Source organism: Algoriphagus oliviformis (genome assembly GCF_017254915.1).
GTDB classification, from domain to species: domain Bacteria; phylum Bacteroidota; class Bacteroidia; order Cytophagales; family Cyclobacteriaceae; genus Algoriphagus; species Algoriphagus oliviformis.
In genome coordinates this window covers 265,478-283,479 of the sequence record NZ_JAFKCT010000004.1, presented here as the reverse complement: position 1 = coordinate 283,479, position 18,002 = coordinate 265,478, and the positions used below count along the sequence as shown (strand labels likewise).

Sequence of the window (18,002 nt, the reverse complement as noted above, 5' to 3'; positions counted from 1 at the left end):
GGGATTGGGTGCTATCTACTGCAACTTGTTGGGCACTGAGAGGAGAAATTGCAAATAGTAAGGCCAACAGGAAAACAAAAACAGGCCCGTGACTTCTAAATTCGCTTCTGTAGAAAGTCAGTAACTCCTGAAAGTTCAATCCAGCTTCAAATTATAGTGTCTTTAAAGATGCTTTAATTAAATCTTCTAAGGAAATTTCACCATTGCTTTTTTTGAGCGCCTGGGCGATATTTTTCTCCGCTGCGGCTTTGGGGAATCCTAAGGTGATCAAGGCTTGTAACGCCTCCTCGCGGATTTTATTGCTTGTTTTCAGGAAGCCTAGCGGCGTGGTGGTTTCCCCGGTGCCCTGCTTGCCGACCTTGTCTTTCAGCTCCAAAATGATCCGCTGGGCGGTCTTGGCACCGATGCCTTTCACGGCCTGGATGGTGGCCACATCGCCGGATAGAATGGCATGCTCGATCTCCTCGGTGCTGAGCGATGAGAGGATCATCAGGCCGGTATTGGGGCCCACTCCCGTGATGGAGATGAGCAGGAGAAAAAGTTTCTTTTCGGACTCCTCTTTGAAGCCATAGAGGGTATGTGCGTCCTCTTTGATATGCAAAAAGGTGAGGAGCCGAATCTGCTCCTCATCTTTGATCTTGCTGTATGTCTGAAGGGAAATCTTGACCTGATAGCCTATCCCGGCCACGTCGATGATGACGTAGGTGGGGTCTTTGAAGACGAGTCTGCCATTCAGGTATGCGATCATAGTATTCCTTCGGAAGATTGGGCATCCACCACAGCGATGGCTACCATGTTGACGATTTCGCGGATGGAGCTGCCCAGCTGGAGGATGTGGACGGGCTTGTTCATCCCTAGGAGGATAGGCCCGATGGCTTCGGCATTGCCCAGCTCGGCGAGGAGCTTGTAGGCGATGTTGCTGGAGGCTAGATCTGGGAAAATCAGCGTATTTACGGCATTTTTTGCAAGCTTGGAGAAGGGATATACTTCCCGCTGGATCTCCTGGTTGAGCGCTACGTTGGCCTGCATTTCGCCCTCGATGACCAGCTCAGGGTACTTTGCTTTCGCGAGAGCTGTTGCCTTCGCCATTTTCGCGGGGATTTCCCCTTGGGCGGAGCCAAAGTTGGAGTAGGAAAGCAAAGCAATCTTGGGTTCCATGTTGAAAAACTTCACGGCATTGGCAGTCAAGCCGATGATATCGCAGAGTTCCTCCGCTGTAGGGTTGACGTTTACCGTGGCGTCAGCCAGGAAATAGGGCCCTTTTGGCGTGTTCATGATGTACATCCCCGCCACGCGATTTACCCCTTCTTTGACACCGATGGTATGTAGGGAAGGCAAAATGGTCTTTGGATAGTCGCGGGTAAGTCCGGAGATAAAGGCATCGGCAGAGCCTGTTTCCACCATCAAAGCGCCGAAGTAGTTTCGCTCTCTTACCAGCCTTTTCGCGTCGAAGATCGTCATGCCTTTGCGCTGGCGCTTTTTGTAGAGGATTTTGGAGAATTTCTCGATCATCGCATGCTCCTCCACCGGATCGATGATCGTCACCTGGGTGAGGTCCAGGGCGTTGCCCTCGATCAGTTCCAGGATTCGCTCCCGATTGCCCAGCAGGATCGGTATGGCGATTTTTTCGTCGCGCAGAATTTGGGCTGCTTTGAGGATCTTGAGGTTGTCCGCCTCGCCAAATACCACCCGTTTCGGGTCTTTTTTCGCCCGGCCGATGACGATGGACATGAGTCGCTGGTCGATACCGATGCGCTTTTGGAGATCGAGCTCGTAGGCTTCCCAGTCATGGATGAGCTTTTTGGCTACGCCGGAATCTATCGCCGCCTTGGCCACCGCCGGAGCGATGGTGGTGATGAGTCTCGGGTCCACCGGCTTCGGGATGAGATAGAGCCTTCCAAAAGCCAAATTGGAGTCTCCGTAAGCTTTGTTCACGATTTCAGGGACCGGTTCTTTTGCCAGCTTGGCGATGGCATGTGCCGCGGCCAGCTTCATTTCTTCGTTGATGGCGGTCGCCCTCACGTCCAGCGCTCCCCGGAAAATGTAGGGAAAACCCAATACGTTGTTGACTTGGTTGGGATGGTCGGAGCGGCCGGTGGCCATGATCACGTCCTTGCGGGTAGCCACTGCGAGCTCGTAGGAGATTTCTGGATCTGGATTAGCCAGGGCAAAAACGATGGGGTCTGGCGCCATGGACAGGATCATCTCCTGGGTGATGATGTTGCCGGCGGAAAGGCCCAAAAACACGTCCGCTCCGGGCAGGGCCTCGCGGATGTGGTGGATGTCTTTGGTGGTGGCAAATTCGCGGTGGATGTCCGAGAGTCCCGGGCGGTCAGTGCGGATCACGCCGTCCTTGTCGCAGGCGATGATGTTTTCACGCTTCACTCCGAGGCTGACGTAGAAGCGAAGGCAGGAAATCGCCGCAGCGCCTGCTCCACTCACGACGAGCTTGATCTCGTCGATTTTTTTGCCCACGATTTCCAGCGCATTCATCAGGGCTGCGCCAGAGATGATCGCAGTGCCGTGCTGGTCGTCGTGCATCACGGGGATGTTCATCTCCTGCTTCAGGGTCTGCTCGATCTCAAAGCACTCCGGGGCTTTGATGTCTTCCAGGTTGATTCCCCCAAAAGTGGGTTCCAGTGACTTGATGATCTGGATGAGTTTTTTGGGGTCTTTTTCGTCGACTTCTAGGTCAAAGACGTCGATTCCCGCAAACTTCTTGAAAAGGACTCCCTTTCCTTCCATCACGGGTTTGGATGCGGCTGCTCCGATGTCGCCAAGGCCAAGCACGGCGGTACCGTTGGAGATGACCGCGACGAGGTTGCCTTTAGCAGTGTATTTGTAGCTGTTTTCCGGATCGATGGCGATTTCTTTGCACGGCTCGGCGACTCCCGGGGAGTAGGCGAGCGCAAGGTCGATCTGGCTGGAAACTGGCTTGGTGGGGATTACTTCAATTTTTCCTGGTGAGCCCTGGCTATGGTAGTTTAGGGCGTCTTCTTTGCGGATTTTGATAGTCATATTTGGGTGGAATAGATCAGGCCCCCTGGTTTTCCGTCCAGCTTACGTCGGTATTCAGCAGGATGGTCTGGATCTCGCGAAGGGCATCCCGATGGACTTCATTGGGGAAGTAGACAAATCCCTCCATGTAGTACAGCTTGCCCTTGGCCGGATCCACCATCACATATCCCAAGTAAGTCCCCCCCATGCTGAGGTTGTTGGTCTTCCAGGTGCCTCTGATTTCGACCGTAAAATTATCATTAATCACCATGTTTCGGAAAGCCGGTGGGATTTGTTTTTCACTGGTCATGAAAGAGCTGGGATCCTCCGGATCACCAAATACATGAATGCCGGCGATGGAGTCCCTGAGTGCCAGGATATTTGCCGGGAAGGTCTGCTCCTCCGAGGTATAGTCGGTCTCAAAGAAAAAGATGCTGATGTCTGGACGTCTGTCGGTAGGAGAGGGGGATCTCAGCCAGAGGAAATCCTCGCTTGTTTTGGCGATCTGATAGGATGCGGGCGCCTGGATCTCGATGCCCAGCTTGGTGCGCGCCTCGTGCTCGGCTGCGGAGTTTTTCCTTGCGAAAAGCGGCTTTTCCAACCTTCCCCGCTCTCTTACTTCGAAGAGATTTTGCAGTCGGTCCTTGTTCTTTTTCAGGTTGGCGATGAGCTCCTCCTCGGTATTTCCAAACAGATAAAGCACCTCCTGTCCGGCAGCAAACTCATCCTCCATTCTCAGGGAGTACAGGCTGGGGTCCGCTGCGGCCTTTTCCTTGGACTCTTTGCTAAACTGTGCATTGATTACTTGGCTTCCGCCTTTCTTATCGTCGAAAGTGGTGACGTACACCAGGTTGGTGTACATCTTCAGCATGCGGGTCATAGCCCTTGGGTCCACACGATGGACCTTAAACATCGTCTCTGAGCGAAGCATGCCAGGCAAGTCGGCTTCGAAAATCTCCCTGAGCTCATCCCCCACGGGTCCGGCCCATTTGGTGGAGTCGATTGCTAGGACGATTTCTCCGACGGATCCTCTGGCTTTGGGCTTGGAGTTTTCACCCAAGCCTCCTCCTCCTTCGCCACAGGAGATCAGGATGGCAGAAAACAGAATGACTGCGATATAGGATAGGGCTTTCATGGTTGTCTTGTTTAAGCGAGACCTCAAGTTAATGACTAAAACCGAGTCTGCTCGGTTTTTAGAAATTAAATACTGAGTTAAATTACTTTAATTACGTTGAGGGTGGATGGAGAAGCTTAAAAAGAAGGTCTATCCAATGATCAGTTTTTGGCCGGGCTTGATGTTGTTGGAGTTGAGGTTGTTCAGCCTTTTGATGTGTTCCACGGTCAGGGAGTGCTTTTGGGAAATGATCCACAGCGAGTCTCCGGGGCGCACGGTGTAGGTGAGTTGGCCGGAGGAGTTTTCGGCGAGGCGCTCCGAGGCCGGGGCTTTGCCGTCGTAGATGTAGAGAGTCTGGCCGACTTTGATCAGGTTGGAGGTGAGGTTGTTCCACTCTTTGACTTGGGTGACGCTCACGCCGTGTCTGGAGGCGATTTTGCCAAGCACATCTCCCGATCTTACCCGATAGGCGATGCGGTTTGAGGTGCTGGAAGCGACGGCTTTTTCCACGGTGACCAGGTTGGCTGAGTTGGAGGCCAGCAACACGGTAGGTTGGCTGCCGAGGGAATCTCCTATCCAGGCCAGGTTTTCCTTGAGATACAGGGCTTTGGATTTCGGGATTCTGACCTGCATGCTGCGGTTGCTCTCCGGGATGTTTCTGCGTTTGATGGAGGGGTTTAGATGCTCCAGGTCTCCAATGCATATTTCGGTCAGCTCAGACAAGCGGTCCAGGCTGAATGCGCGGTCAAATCTGATCTTTTCGTATTCGATGGGATAGGTGGGCTCTTCCAAACTGAAATTGTGGGCCTCCAGATTGTTGAGCACATAGAGGAAAGCCTGAAACTGCGGCACGTAGCTGCGGGTCTCTTTGGGGAGGTAGTTATAGATACCCCAAAAGGTCTTCTTTCCCCCGGATCTTCGGATTGCTTTTCTGACGTTGCCCGGTCCACAATTGTACGCAGCGAGGGCCACTTCCCAATCTCCAAACATCCGATAGAGCGACTTCAGATACTTGGCTGCCGCCTCTGTGGAGAGCTCGGGATCCATGCGGTCGTCCACGTCGGAGTTGACCTCCATGCCATACATCCTGCCCGTGGCGGGCATAAATTGCCAAAGGCCCATAGCGCCGACTCGGCTCTTGATCTGCGGATCTAGTCCTGACTCGACGATGGAGAGGTACTCGATTTCCGCAGGCATCTCATGCTTTTCGAGGGTAGATTCGAAAAGGGGGAAATAGATGTCCTTTCGCGCCAGCACCATCTTGGTGTAGTCCCTGTTGCGGACGGTGAAGTACTGGATGAAAGAAAAAATCTTGTCGTTGAGCTCGAAAGGCATGCCCGTTTTCATGGACTTGATCCGCTGCTCGACTTCCGCGTAGGTGAAGTCCGGGACGTATTCGTAGTGGTAGTTGGGCAAGACCTCTTCTGAGATCAGTACCGCAGCTTCCAGGGGCTCTTCTTGAGAGAAAGCTTCGGTCAGAGGGATCATGCAAGTGACTAGTACCGGAATGATTACGCTGCGCAAAGACTTTTTCATCAATAGTTTGTTTTAAGAGGTCAATTTGGTCAAATAGTTACTGAAGCTATACAGTTCAGCTTCTTTGAAGGAGTTGGATATCACCTGTAGTCCAATCGGCATGCCAGAATCGTCGCTGCCGTTGGGGATGGAGATCGCCGGAACTCCTGATACCGAGGCTTGTACGGTGAAGAGGTCCTCCAGATACATCGCCACAGGATCGCCACTGTGCTCACCAAACTTAAACGCCGTGGAGGGCGTGGTTGGCATAATAATATAGTCAAAATCATCCAAAAGATTTTCGGTAAAATCTTTTATCAACCTTCTGACCTTCTGTGCCTTGGTGAAATAGGCATCATAATAACTTGCTGAAAGGACAAAGGTCCCCAGCATGATCCTTCTTTTCACCTCTTCGCCGAAGCCTTCGCTGCGGGTAAGCTTGTACATGCTTTCGAGGTTGTGGGCGTTTGGCGTACGGTAGCCGTATTTCACCCCGTCAAAGCGGGAGAGGTTGGAGCTGGCTTCGGCCGTGGTGAGGATGTAGTAGGTAGGCAGCAGATACTTCAGCAGCGGAAACTGCACCTCCTTGACCTCGTGTCCTTCGGCTTGGAGTTTTTCCAATATATCCAGCGTGTTTTTCCTGATTTCAGGCTGGAGCGCTGGAGACTCCATGGTTTCCTTGAGGTAGGCGACCTTTACTTTTTTCTCAAAGTGCAGTAGCTCACTGTAGTGCATGACGGGCTTCCGCGAAGAAGTGCTGTCAAACTCGTCGTGGCCTGCGATGACTTCCATCACCAGCGCGTTGTCTTTGACCGTGGTGGAAAAGATCCCGATCGTGTCAAAGGTGGAAGCGTAGGCGATGAGCCCCCAGCGGGAGACCCTCGAATAGGTAGGCTTCATCCCAATCACGCCGGTGAATGCCGCGGGCTGGCGGACGGAGCCGCCGGTGTCCGTTCCGAGAGACACGGTGCAGAGGTTGGCCTGAACGGCTACCGCAGAGCCTCCGGAAGACCCTCCAGGCACGCGGGTCTCGTCGAGGGCGTTGAGAACCTTGCCGTGGGCGGAGTTTTCGTTGGAGCTGCCCATTCCAAATTCGTCGCAGTTGAGTCGGCCGATGATGATGGCGTCTTCGGCGATCAGTCTCTGGATGGCAGTGGTGGTGAATTGGGCTTGATAGCCCTTGAGGATGGCCGAGGAGGCGTTGGACTCGTGTCCGGCATAGTTGAGGACATCCTTGATGCCGATGACCATGCCGGCAAGTTTTCCGGCCTTTCCCTTCGCGATTTTCTCGTCGATCAGGTCAGCCTTGGCTAGAGCGGAGTCCTTATAAACTTCAACGAAGGCGTTGAGATGCGCCTTCGTCGTGATGTTCTGTAGATAATGAGTGACGATTGCCCGGCAATCAGTTTCCTTCTTTTCGAGCGATTTTTTGATTTCGTCGAATGAACCGAATTTTTCCAAGGGTATTGGCTTAGGGGATTACTTCTTCTTGTCTTTCAGCCCATCTTCCAGATCGTTCTGAATTTCCTTGGTGGCGTCTTTGAACTCTCTGATGCCACGACCCAGTCCGCGGGCCAATTCAGGGATCCTTTTAGCACCAAACAGCAAAAGGATTACGACAATGATCAACACGATCGAACCCCCGCCCATGTTTTGAATGAAACCTAATGTAGTCATGATGGTGTATTTGTTTAAGGATATAAAGGATTACAAAGATACAACTGTCACTCTCTTAGCCAAAAATAAGGCTAGCGACAATCGGTCTTTTTTATGAACATACGAATTTCACGGCTATCTGGACGTAATCCATGTTGCGGGATCCATGATCTGCAGGCCTTTCCAGGTCTGGAAATGGACCTCAGACTCGCCCTCGGCGTTTTGCCCCACTTGGCCGATGATGTCTTTTGCCTTTACGGTTTGGCCGGATTTGACGCTGATGTTTTTCAGGCGGCTGTACATGGTGTAGTATTCGCCGTGCTTGATGATCACGGTACCGCCGTATCCTGGCATGGTGGTGATCTTGGTCACCGTGCCGTCAAAAACCGCCCTCACGTTGGAGTTGGGCTGGGTACGGATGTCTATGCCGTCGCTGTCGAGGGTGATGCCCTTCAGCGTGGGGTGAGGGTAGGTACCGTAGCGCTGGGTGACAAAGCCCGTCTCGACCGGCCAGGGCAGCTTGCCCTTGTTGCCTGCAAATGAGCTGGAAAGCGCCGCTGCCTCCGGGGTCATCGGCATGCTCGTACCGGCTTTTTTGGTCGTGGTGCTGTTGGCCTTTTTGGCCTCGGCCTCGGCTCTTCGGATTTCTTCCTCGATCACCTGCTTGATCATCTTGTTGAGCTGATCCTGCTGTTTTTTGGTAGCGGCGATCTGGCGCTGGATGTCCCGTTCTTTTTTCGAAAGGGTGTTGACGACGCCCTGCTGGCTTTTTCTCAAGCGCTCCAGTTCTGCTTTTTCCTTTTGCTCCTCTTGCAGCACGACGACCTTGTCAGCTTTGCGCTCGTCCAGCAGCGCCCGCTGGTCGGCCAGTTCGAGGGAAAGTTTCTCGATCTGGGCGGCCTGCTGCTTGCGGCTTTCGCTGTATTGACGCAGGTATTTCAGTCTCATGTAGAGCTGGTTGAAGTTGCCGGAGCTGAAGACAAAGGCGACGATGGAGAGCCCCCGGTTGATCTTGGAGGAGGAATAGATCATGCGGGCATACTCGGCTTTGAGCTCCTTGAGCTGGGATTCCAGGTCGGAGATTTTCTTTTCGGTATCGGATATTTCCTGGTTGATGAGGCGGATTTCGCGATCCAGGGTGTTGACGAGACGGTTTTGGGTTTGAAACTGCCGAGTGAGCGCGTTGAGCTCTCCCAGCGAGGTTTTCTTGTTTGCGGTGGTCTGCTTGAGGATGGCGTCAAACTCCCTCAGGCGTGCCTGGACTTCTGCTTTTTCCCGTTCGAGTTCTTCCCGGGTTTTTTTGGTCTGCGAAAAAGTCTCCGCATTCCACGCGAAAAGAAACAGTACTACGAAAGCGATAAATCTATAAATCCGCATGGAAATCAGAATCTGAAGGGAAAGCTCAGGGCTTGGGAGTTGGGGTCAATCGAAGTCCACTCCACATGGATGATGGTGTTTTGTCCGCCTTCGGGAAGCTGGTAGGCCAGCTTGAAGAGCACCTCTGCCGGAAAAGGCTGCGAGGCCGCATCCTGAAACTTGGGGAAGCTGGCCAATACCGAACCCCGGTCGTCGAGGGAATTGCTCACCAGCTCGGAGACCTTGCCATGGCTGGTCTCGACCTTGGAAAAGTAGCGGACATTGTCCCGTACCTGGGTCAGCTCAAACTTTTTGCCCACCCGTACCAGTCGGTCTTGGTAGTCAAATTCAAAAGGCGTATTTGCCCAAAGGACATTTTGGAAGAGCTCCAGGGAGAGCTTTAGCCCATAAAACTTCTCGAAGTCCGCATAGGTAAGGTCGATGTCATCCTGACCCACCCGATCCCGGATTTGGATTTTGTCCTGGGTGAAAAAGCCCCGGATCGCTTCCATTCCCATCCCCGGCGACATGGTGAACCAAAGGACGCTGTCTTTTTTGGCGCGGAGGTTTAGCGTGCCGCGGGTGATCTTGCCGGACTCCTCCTCGATGACGATCTTCGCTTTGGCGCTGAGGTAGTCGTATTGTGCCTGAACAGGTTGGAATTCCTCCATCTGGCCCTCTCCCTCATAGAGCACTACTTTTTTGGCGCAGCCCGCCAAGGTGATGACCAAGAGTGCCAGCACTCCAGCAAAAAGTCTATTCATGGTATTTTCCGTCTTTTAGTTTTTGAGCCAGCTTGTCAGAAGCCTCGGTGCTTCCTTCCGCTTTTCTCCACCAGGTCATCGCCTCAGAAACTTTGCCAAGATGAAACAGGATGTCTCCATAGTGCTCCAGCATGACTCCGCTGGGCTCGGGATCGTTGAGGATCGCCTCGCCCATGTACTGGGAGGCTTCCTCATAGGCGCCCATCTGAAAGAGAACCCAGGCGTATGTATCGAGGTAGGTAGAGTTTTTCGGGTGTTTTTTGATGACCTTTTCGGACATGGTGCGGGCCTTTTCCAGATCCTTTTTTTCCAGCGAAAGGAAATAGGCATAATTGTTTAGCACCTGCTCGTCGTTGGGGTTGAGTTTGAGGGCTTTTTCGAAGTAGAAAAAAGCGGAGTCCTTCACGCCCAGGTTGTAGTAGGAGCTGCCCAGCGAGCCAAAGGCGACCTGGTCGAGTTGGTTGTTCTTGCCGGCGTTAAGCTCCACGGAGCGCGTGAGGGACTGTACGGCCAGGCTGTCCTTCTTTCTCGCCGACTTGACCACGCCGTCATAAAACCAAAACTCCGGCGCATCCGGAAACTCGTCCACGCCCATGGTGGTATAGGTCTCCATCTCCGCAAAGTCCGGGCTTTCGCCAAAGGAATTCAGGATCACCTGCTCCAGGATTGCGGCGTTTTTGGGCTGGATCTGGAGGGATTTTTTGTAGTAGTCTATGGCTGCGGGCAGGTCGCCGTTGTTCTTTTTGCGCTCGCCGATCACTTCCATGACCATGGCATCGCCGGAGTTGAGTTCCAGCATCAGCGCTTCCATCTGCTCGAGCAGGGAGTCGCGCTGGGAGGTCTGCATCTCGGCCAGCATGGACTTGAAGGTCTTGGCCTTCACCTCCCCGTCCAAATCGGGGCTTCGGAAGGCCGACATCAGGTACTCGTTGGCTTGCGCCACTTGCCCTTTTTCCTTGAGCAGGGTATAGGCAGCCATCTGTAGTTCGGGCTGGTTCGGGTATTTTTCTATTTCCTCGGAGACCAGTGCCATGGCTTGGTCGAGGCGGGCGTTGTTGTAGAGGATTTCGACCAGGTTGAGGACGTAGGCCGGGTTACCGGGGAACGCCTCGATGAGCTTTTCCCCTTCTATGACGGCATGGGGCAGGTCGTTTTTCCGAAGGTAGATCCGCTGCTTTTGCACGGTGAAGGGTTCGCGGACGCCGTAGTAGTCCTCAGCTCTGTCCAGGACGACGAGGGCTTTGTCAAATTCCCCCGCATTGAGGTAGATCGAGGCCAAGTCGAGGTTGTACTGCTGGTTTTGCTCGCTGTCGGCAGTGAGTCGATCCAGGATCTCGGCGGCCTTCATGGGCTGCTTGAGGTTGGTATAGATCTCCGCCACCATGAGGGAGTAGTACTTGTTGTCCGGGTCGGCCAGGGCGGCCTTTTCCGCAAAGGGAAGACCCTTTTGGGCCTGGTCAGAGCGGACGAGTACTTCCGCGATCTTGTAGTTGATGGCGGGTTCTTCTGGGGTCAGCTCCAGGGAATGCTGGAGATAGAAGTAGGCCTTTTCCAGGTCGCCCAGGACGAGGGCTTTTTCACCCTCGATAAAATACCGGCTGGATCTGGCCTGGAGGTCTTGAAGCTTTGATTCCTTTCGCGAAAGCTTCTGCTGGGAAAAACCGGCGGTATGACCCAGGCAAAAAAAGGCAAACAGGAATACGAACGGGGTAAATCTCACGGTGAATCGGGAATGCTGCATCAATTAACAAACATAATGCCTTTTGCTCAAATCGACTGGACTATTTCGTTTGCCGGGACAAAGGACCGGGCTGGGTCAGACTGACTTTTTGCGCTGGAAAACCGCGCCGAGCAGGTCTTTTTCCCAGTAGGCAATCCAAGCCAAGAACAATATGACAAGGCTGTTTTTGGCAAAAAAGTTTAACCCGCCCGAGCCTAGGTCGAGAAAGAAGCCCGCATAGCTCAAGGCAAAGGCCAAGACCAAGTAGCTGATGTCGCGGCCGGTTTGGTAGGGGATGGGAAAGTGCTTTTGGCCATAGTAGTAGCACATCGCCGTCATCACGAGATAACAGATCAGCGTGCTCAGCGCTCCGCCCAGATAGCCCAAGGTAGGCACTGCGCCAAAGATCACGGCCACGCTCACCACCGCCCCGGCCAAGGTGATCCAAAAGCTGTACTTGGTTTGATCGGTGATCTTAAACCAGATCGAGAGGTTGAAATAAATCCCCAGCAACAGATAGCCCATCAGGAGGATCGGCACGATGAAAAAGGCCGAGTCGTAGCCTTCACCAGCCGGGAACAGGTAGCCTACCAAGTCGAGATTGACCGAGATGGCGACCATCAGTACCGAGCAAAAGATCACAAAAGCATGCATCACGTTCGCATAGAGCTGAGGGGAGTTTTTGTCGCCGGACTTTCCAAAGAAAAAGGGCTCCGCGGCATATTTGAAAGCTTGGATGACCAGGTTCATCAGGATGGCGAGCTTCACGCTGGTGCCAAAGATCCCCGCGGCTTCACGAGGGCTCAGACCGGGGTAGAAGTTTTCCGGCAGGAGGTATTCAAAGAGAAGTCTCGACACCAGTTCGTTGGTCACTCCGGCCAAGCCCATGAAGAGCAGCGGAAGCGCATACTTCCACATGGGTTGGATGATTTCCTTTTCCAGGGAAAAGCTGAAAAATCCCGCGCGCCACCACACGTAGGGAATGATCAGCCCATTGGCAAACAGGTTGGCGAGCAAGATGTACTCCACGCCCCAGTCGCTTTGGTAGCCGAGAAAGCCATCCTGCATCAGACCGGAGCCGATCAGGCTGGGGATCCACACGATGAGCAGCAGAGTGAAAAAGACATTGAGCAGGACGTTGATGATCTTGGCGCCAGCAAAGGCAAAAGCGCGGTTGTTGAGCCTCAGCTTTGCAAAAGGGATCGCCAAAATCGCGTCAAACGACAGGATCAAGGCCGTCCAGCGAAAGAGGTAGGCCTGTCCCGGGTAGTCCAGCAGCTCCGCCAGCCAAGGCGCCAAGAGGTAGATCCCCGTTCCGAGAAAGAGCGTGGAAGTGATCAGAAGGGACTGGGTGGTATTGTAGACCCGCTGGGGATCGAGGCTTTTCCCAGTGGAAAATCGGAAAAACGAGGTCTCCATCCCGTAGGTAAAGATGATGTTCAGAAACCCGATCAGGGCGTAGATGCCCGTAAATGAGCCCACTACTTCCTTGTCCAGGTAGGAAGTATAGACGAAGATCATCAAAAAATTGATGGACCTTGCCAGGATGCTGCTCAGTCCGTAGATGGCGGTCTGGCCGGCAAGTTTCTTTAGGTTACTCATGCGGGAGCGAGGAGTTTACTCGCCTTTGAATACGGGTTTTCTTTTCTCCAAAAATGCCGAAGTGCCCTCTTTGTAGTCGCCCGATTTCACGCAGCGGGCAAAGCTGTTGGCCTCGGTCTGGTAGCCGTTTTCGTCGCTGAGAAAGGCCGCGTTGACACAGTCGATGACCATGCCTATGGCCAAGGGGGCCTTGCTCATGATCTTGGCGATGATTTCTTCCGCTTTTTCTATGGCTTCGGCTTTGGTAGGCAGCACGTGGTTGACGAGGCCGAGGCTCTTGGCCTCTTCGGCTCCGATCATGTCTCCGGTCATCATGAGCTCGTTGGCTTTGCCGCGGCCGATCAGCATGGTCAGCCGCTGGGTGCCTCCGTAGCCGGGGATGATGCCGAGGTTGACCTCGGGCTGGCCAAATTTCGCGTTTGCCGTCGCGATGCGCATGTGGCAAGCCATGGCCAGTTCGCAGCCTCCGCCCAGGGTGTAGCCGTTGGTGACGGCGACCACGGGCTTGTGGCAGTTTTCGATCATGGCGAAGATTTCCTGCCCGTTTTCGGCAAATTTCCGTGCATTCACCTCGTTGAGCGAGGCAATCTCGCTGATGTCCGCTCCGGCGATGAAGGCCTTTTCTCCCGCGCCGGTGATGATCACTGCCTTGATGGCTTTGTTGTCTTCAGCTTCCTCAAAAATGCCTTTGATTTCCTCCAGCGTGTCGAAGTTGAGCGCATTCATTTTTTCCTCTCGGTTGACGGTCAGGTAGAGAATGCCGTTTTTTTCTTCGGTCAGGATATTTTGCAAATCTGCCATAAGCGAATTGGGTGTGGAAAAACAAATATACACCTAGGGGGTACAAAGCCAAATCAGCCAAGGCAGAAATTAGGCAGGGCGGACTTTTGTCCAAAACCCCAAAATGAAAGATAATAGCCTGCTTTGGGGCCGTGGGAAGGGGATGTTTCGGGAAAAGTGCCGGGCTTGCTTTTTTGTAGGTCGAAAACAAGCGGAGACCAAGCTTTCCGCTGAAAGCGACTGCCTGCCTTTTGGGGAATAAAAGACCCGATTCCCGTCGCCTTCAGGCATTTTTATTTACTTTTGGCTTTCCTAAAAACACAACAAAACCTCCTGTAAATATGTCTTCCAAGAGAAAAATTACAGTGGCTTACGGCGACGGGATCGGTCCGGAAATCATGACCGCCACCCTCAACATCCTCGAAGCCGCAGGCGCGCAACTTGAGTACGATGTCATCGAGATCGGGGAGCAGGTCTACCTCAAAGGGGTGAGCTCTGGCATGGAGCCCAAGGCCTTCGAGTCCCTCCGCGAAACCAAGGTCTTCCTGAAAGCGCCCATCACCACTCCGCAAGGGGGAGGCTTCAAGTCACTCAATGTGACCACCCGTACTTCCTTTGGCCTTTTCGCCAATGTGAGGCCGTGCAAGTCCTATTCGCCTTTTATCCAGACGCACTTCCCGAAGACCGACATGGTCATCATCCGCGAAAACGAGGAAGATCTCTACGCCGGCATCGAGCATAGACAGACCCAGGAAGTGGTGCAAAGCCTGAAGCTGATCTCCCAGCCTGGTTCTGAGAAGATCATCCGCTACGCCTTTGAATACGCCAAAAAATACGGTCGTAAGAAGGTGACCTGTATGACCAAGGACAACATCATGAAGTTGGCCGACGGACTTTTCCACAGGACTTTTGACGAGATCGCCAAGGAATATCCAGACATCAAAACCGACCACAAGATCATCGATATCGGAACTGCGCTGATTGCGGATCGTCCGGAGATCTTTGACGTGATCGTGACGCTGAATCTCTACGGGGACATCATCTCCGACGTGGCGGCTCAAGTGACCGGTTCGGTAGGATTGGGCGGCTCTGCCAACGTGGGCGAGGAAGTGGCCATGTTCGAAGCGATCCACGGTTCTGCGCCGGACATTACCGGGATGGGCATCGCCAACCCGTCTGGCTTGCTGAATGGCGCCATCATGATGCTCGTGCATATCGGCCAGCCAGAAGTGGCTGAGAAAATCGCCAATGCTTGGATGAAAACCCTGGAAGACGGTATCCACACCGGCGACATCTATCAGGAAGGGCTTTCCTCCAAGAAGGTCGGCACCGCTGAGTTTGCCGAGGCGGTGATCGCCAGACTGGGTCAAAGCCCGGCGAATATGATACCGGCGGCTTTCGACAAGGAAGACACCACGCCGATGAATACCAAACTGAAGGCGAGAACTCCCGAGAAAAAGGAACTGATCGGTGTGGATGTGTTTGTGGCTTGGGACGAGGACGGACGCGATCCGAACGTCTTGGGTGAAAAGCTCCGCGCTGCGAATGCCAGCGGACTTCAGCTCCAGCTCATCACCAACCGAGGTGTGAAAGTATTTCCAGCTGGCATGAAAGAAACCTTCTGCACCGACCACTGGAGATGTAGATTCCAGACTGCCGACCAAGCTGTGATCAGCCCGGCGCAGATCTTGGACTTGCTGAAGCAGATTTCTGATTTGGGAATCGAGTTTATCCAGACCGCGAATTTGTACAGCTTTGAAGGCAAAAGAGCTTACTCGCTGGCGCAAGGAGAGTAAGATTCAAAGAGGTCTAATAGAGTACTTGGCGTAACGTATGGAGATAATTTCATCGGTTAAAATGCTAGCCACTGTTGGAGGTGTTGCGTTGATCTTCTGGTTTTTACTAGTAGGGTTGATGAAGAAAGATAAGCGACAGTATGGTAAAGCAGTGAAGGTTCTGGCAGGTGTTGCTGGTTTGCTGTTATTGCTTACCATAGTCGAGTTTGTTTATGCCTACTCCATATAAAATGTCCTTATAGATTATCAGCCGGAAAGGGGGAAGGGAAACTTTCTCCCTTTCTTTTTGCTCGGGCTTGTACTTTGTACTTTGTACCTGGTACTTTGTACAACGATGCAAAAAAGAGTTCTCATCATCACCTACTACTGGCCGCCAAGCGGAGGATCGGGCGTGCAGCGTTGGCTGAAGTTTGCCAAGTACTTGCCCGAATCCGGCTGGGAGCCGGTGATTTTTACGCCGGAAAACCCTGATTTTGACCTACAGGACGAAAGTCTGGCGAAGGAAATCCCAGAGCATCTGGAAGTGATCAAATTTCCGATCTGGGAACCCTACCAGCTTTTCTCCAAAGTAAAACGCAAGTCCAAAACCCATCCCGGAAGGCTGCTGGAGCAGAAGGATCGGGGCTTTTTGGAAAAGGCCGCCATTTGGATGCGTGCCAACTTGCTCGTGCCTGATCCGCGGGTGTTTTGGGTAAAGCCCTCGGTGAAATTTCTGGCGGACTTGGCGAAAAGCGGGCAGTTTCAGGCTGTGATTACCACGGGTCCGCCGCATAGCATGCACCTGATCGGGCTGGAGCTGAAGCGCAAAACAGGCTTGCCCTGGATCGCCGACTTCCGAGATCCCTGGTCGCAGTGGGAGTTTCTCGATAAGCTGCCGATGACTGATCTTGTCCGGCGCCGACATCAAAGCCTGGAACAAAGCGTGCTGAATGAGGCCAACGCCGTTCTGACGATTTCCCCGACTTTCCAACATGATCTGGAAAAGCTCGCTCAAAGGAAGATCAACCTGCTGACCAATGGCTACGACCCGGCGGATTTGCCTGCCGACTTTTCACCCAAAGCGAAAAAGGAAAGAGAGCTCCATCTGGTCTACTCCGGGGTGATCGACTCCATCCGCAATCCCATTCCGGTGCTGAAGGCGATGAAGGAGGAGTTTGTCGAGACGGGAGAGGAAGTCGGGATGACCTTTGTGGGAAAAGTTTCTGAGCAGGTTCGCGACTTTGTGCAAGCGGATGCTTGGCTCAGCGAGCGGGTGTTTTTCCCCGGCTACGTCTCGCACGGGGAGGTTTTTGGTTTTTATGCCAAAGCCGATGCACTGGTTTTGATCCTCACCGATACCAAAAATGCCCAGGGGAATATTCCCGGAAAGCTCTTCGAATACCTCGCCACGGGCGTGCCGGTGCTGGCGCTGGGTGATCCCACCGGCGACTCCGCCAAGATCCTTGCGGAAGCCGGAGGCGGGGAAGTCATCCGCCACGAGGATTTTGTGAAGATCCAGATTGCGCTGCGAAAGCTGATGGACGGAGACGGTGCCGCCAAATCCGAGGCGAAGATAGACCGCTTTTCCCGACAGGCACTTGCCCACGACCTAGCCAAAATTTTGGATGAACATACCCTTTCTTGACCTGAAGCGCATGGACGAGGCGCTCAAGCAGCGCCTGAAGTCCAAGTTTGGTGAGATGCTGGACGCGGGGATTTTTTCCGGAGGGGAGGAGGTAGCGAAGTTTGAACGTTCGGTCGGCCAGTTTCTACAGTCCCGTTTCGCCATCCCCTGCGCCAACGGCACCGATGCGCTGGAGCTGGCATTGCGCGCTTTGGAGATCGGTCCGGGGGATGAGGTGATAGTGCCCGCGATGACTTGGGTGTCCACGGCCGAGGCGGTGCTGATGGTGGGAGCCAAGCCGGTCTTTTGGGATACGGATGAAAATGGCTTGCTGAAAGACGACTGGGAAAATGCCGTAACCAAAAGAACCAAAGCGCTTATTCCCGTGCACCTGTATGGGAAGATGGTGCGAATGGAGGAGTTGACGGAAAAGGCAAGGAACTTGGGACTGAAAGTGATCGAGGATGCCGCTCAGGCTTTCGGATCTTTTCAGGATGGAAAAGCCGCCGGAACCTGGGGCGACGTGGGCTGCCTGAGTTTTTACCCGACCAAAAACCTGGGCGCCCTGGGTGAGGCCGGAATGTGTCTGGCTCAGGATGAACGTCTCGCCGGGCGAATCCGCCTGCTGCTCAATCATGGACAACCCCTGCGGGATCAGCATGACTTGGTAGGGAGAAACAGTCGGATTGATACCATTCAGGCCGCCTTCCTCAATGTCTTTTTGGAGGGTTTTGAAGCAAACCAGCAAAAGCGTAAAGTACTTGCCCAGTGCTATCTGGAGGGGCTTTCACAGGTTGCAGCGCTCAAGCTGCCCGAGGGGGTTTTGGAAGCGGATCACAATGTCCACCTTTTCGTGGTTCAAAGCTCAAGACGGGACGAGTTGACGGGCTTTTTGGCGGAAAAAGGAGTCGGAACGGCGATCCACTATCCGGCGATTGTGCCGGGTTTGAAGCCGTTTGAGACGAAGGGCGATTTTGCAAATGCCAGAAAGCTAGCCGATGAAGGGCTTTCTTTGCCTTTGAATCCTTTTTTGAAAGAGGAGGAAGTGGATTTTGTGACAAAGGCGATGGTTGCATTTTTTGAAACAAAGAACCAATAA

General features: G+C 53.4%; 14 protein-coding genes. 3 read left to right on the top strand and 11 right to left on the bottom strand.

Features of this window, described 5'->3' with window-relative positions:
* Positions 1–151: 151 nt before the first annotated feature.
* The 11 genes from ruvA to J0A68_RS11645 form a co-directional block, all read right to left on the bottom strand.
* Positions 152–748 (bottom strand): Holliday junction branch migration protein RuvA, encoded by a 597-nt coding sequence (gene ruvA / locus J0A68_RS11695; protein ID WP_206578395.1) that lies wholly within the window; start codon positions 746–748, stop codon positions 152–154.
* Entirely contained in the window at positions 745–3,018 is a 2,274-nt protein-coding gene (locus tag J0A68_RS11690) for an NADP-dependent malic enzyme (RefSeq protein WP_206578394.1), read from the bottom strand. The genes ruvA and J0A68_RS11690 overlap by 4 nt, the downstream gene beginning before the upstream one ends.
* Before the next feature lie 16 nt (positions 3,019–3,034).
* Positions 3,035–4,132 (bottom strand): DUF4837 family protein, encoded by a 1,098-nt coding sequence (locus tag J0A68_RS11685; RefSeq protein WP_206578393.1) that lies wholly within the window; start codon positions 4,130–4,132, stop codon positions 3,035–3,037.
* 129 nt (positions 4,133–4,261) lie between these two features.
* Positions 4,262–5,647 (bottom strand): transglycosylase SLT domain-containing protein, encoded by a 1,386-nt coding sequence (locus tag J0A68_RS11680; protein WP_206578392.1) that lies wholly within the window; start codon positions 5,645–5,647, stop codon positions 4,262–4,264.
* Between the two features lie 12 nt (positions 5,648–5,659).
* The gene (gene gatA, locus J0A68_RS11675) at positions 5,660–7,087 is read right to left on the bottom strand and encodes an Asp-tRNA(Asn)/Glu-tRNA(Gln) amidotransferase subunit GatA (protein WP_206578391.1); all 1,428 of its coding nucleotides are present in this window, start codon (positions 7,085–7,087) and stop codon (positions 5,660–5,662) included.
* Positions 7,088–7,105: 18 nt separating this feature from the next.
* Positions 7,106–7,303 carry a twin-arginine translocase TatA/TatE family subunit gene (gene tatA / locus J0A68_RS11670; protein WP_077353614.1) on the bottom strand — a complete coding sequence of 66 codons (198 nt, stop codon included), beginning with the start codon at positions 7,301–7,303 and terminating at the stop codon, positions 7,106–7,108.
* Positions 7,304–7,417: 114 nt separating this feature from the next.
* Positions 7,418–8,659 (bottom strand): murein hydrolase activator EnvC family protein, encoded by a 1,242-nt coding sequence (locus tag J0A68_RS11665; protein WP_206578390.1) that lies wholly within the window; start codon positions 8,657–8,659, stop codon positions 7,418–7,420.
* A gap of 5 nt (positions 8,660–8,664) precedes the next feature.
* On the bottom strand, positions 8,665–9,402 hold the full coding sequence (gene lolB1, locus J0A68_RS11660; protein ID WP_206578389.1) for a lipoprotein insertase outer membrane protein LolB1: 738 nt from the start codon (positions 9,400–9,402) through the stop codon (positions 8,665–8,667).
* Complete coding sequence (locus J0A68_RS11655; protein ID WP_206578388.1) at positions 9,395–11,143, bottom strand: tetratricopeptide repeat protein; 1,749 nt, start codon at positions 11,141–11,143, stop codon at positions 9,395–9,397. The genes lolB1 and J0A68_RS11655 overlap by 8 nt, the downstream gene beginning before the upstream one ends.
* Before the next feature lie 75 nt (positions 11,144–11,218).
* The gene (locus tag J0A68_RS11650) at positions 11,219–12,724 is read right to left on the bottom strand and encodes a lipopolysaccharide biosynthesis protein (protein ID WP_206578387.1); all 1,506 of its coding nucleotides are present in this window, start codon (positions 12,722–12,724) and stop codon (positions 11,219–11,221) included.
* 15 nt (positions 12,725–12,739) lie between these two features.
* A complete protein-coding gene (locus J0A68_RS11645) occupies positions 12,740–13,525 on the bottom strand; it encodes an enoyl-CoA hydratase/isomerase family protein (protein ID WP_206578386.1) in 786 nt (261 codons plus the stop codon).
* Between the two features lie 320 nt (positions 13,526–13,845).
* Here J0A68_RS11645 and J0A68_RS11640 point away from each other — a divergent pair, with 320 nt between their 5' ends.
* The 3 genes from J0A68_RS11640 (at position 13,846) to J0A68_RS11630 (ending at position 18,002) form a co-directional block, all read left to right on the top strand.
* A complete protein-coding gene (locus tag J0A68_RS11640; RefSeq protein ID WP_206578385.1) occupies positions 13,846–15,300 on the top strand; it encodes an NADP-dependent isocitrate dehydrogenase in 1,455 nt (484 codons plus the stop codon).
* A gap of 334 nt (positions 15,301–15,634) precedes the next feature.
* Positions 15,635–16,924, top strand: a complete 1,290-nt coding sequence (locus J0A68_RS11635) for a glycosyltransferase family 4 protein (RefSeq protein ID WP_206578384.1) — start codon at positions 15,635–15,637, stop codon at positions 16,922–16,924.
* Positions 16,905–18,002, top strand: a complete 1,098-nt coding sequence (locus J0A68_RS11630; protein ID WP_206578383.1) for a DegT/DnrJ/EryC1/StrS family aminotransferase — start codon at positions 16,905–16,907, stop codon at positions 18,000–18,002. Before J0A68_RS11635 ends, J0A68_RS11630 begins: the two co-directional genes overlap by 20 nt.